Origin of the sequence: Stenotrophomonas pictorum JCM 9942, assembly GCF_001310775.1 — a bacterium.
Classification (GTDB): Bacteria; Pseudomonadota; Gammaproteobacteria; order Xanthomonadales; family Xanthomonadaceae; genus Stenotrophomonas; species Stenotrophomonas pictorum.
This window is the reverse complement of sequence record NZ_BAZI01000718.1, coordinates 1-775: the sequence shown is the minus strand read 5'-3', so window position 1 is coordinate 775 and position 775 is coordinate 1. Positions and strand designations below refer to the sequence as shown.

At 67.0% G+C, this 775-nt stretch carries 1 protein-coding gene; it reads left to right on the top strand.

The annotated features are described in order from the left end of the window. A partial coding sequence (locus tag JCM9942_RS17265; protein WP_218185530.1) for a glycosyl hydrolase family 18 protein occupies window positions 1-775 on the top strand: 775 nt, incomplete at both ends.

Genomic DNA, 775 nt, shown 5'->3' with positions numbered 1-775 from the left:
GGCGGATGCACCCGCAGCGCCGGTTTCGCAGGCCGGCGTTGCCCCGGGCAACAGCCATCCGCTGCCCAAACATGCGCTGATCGGCTATCTGCACAACTTCGACAATGGCATCGGCGTGCTGCCGCTGGGCCAGGTCGATGACAGCTGGGACGTGATCGTGCTGGCGTTCGCCCAGGACAAGGGCGAGGGCAAGGTGGCCTTCACCCCCGATCCGGCGCTGGATCGCGCGCAGCTGATCACCGATATCGCCGCCAAGCGCGCACAGGGCAAGATCGTGGTGCTGTCTTTTGGCGGCGAGCTGGGTACGGTGACCCTGAACACCCGGCGCGACGAGGACAACTTCGTGGCCACCACCGCCGAGGCGATCAACACGTTCGGCTTTGACGGCATCGACATCGATCTGGAGAAGATCGCCGGCGTCACCCATGGCGCACCGGTGGTGCCGCACCTGGTCTCGGCGGTGAAGCGCCTGCACGCCATGTACCCGAACCTGTACGTGTCGATGGCGCCGGAGCACCCGTATGTGCAGGGCGGCTTCGTGTCGATGGACGGCATCTGGGGCGCCTACCTGCCGCTGATCGACGGCCTGCGCGACGAGCTGGACCTGCTGCACGTGCAGCTCTACAACAACGGCGGCCTGCCCACGCCGTACCGCGCCGAGAAGTATCCCGGTGGCAGCGTGGACATGCTGGTCGGTTCGGCGAAGATGCTGATCGAAGGCTTCGAGCTGGCCGGTGGCAAGGGCCGCTTCGACGGCCTGCGCGCCGACCAGGTG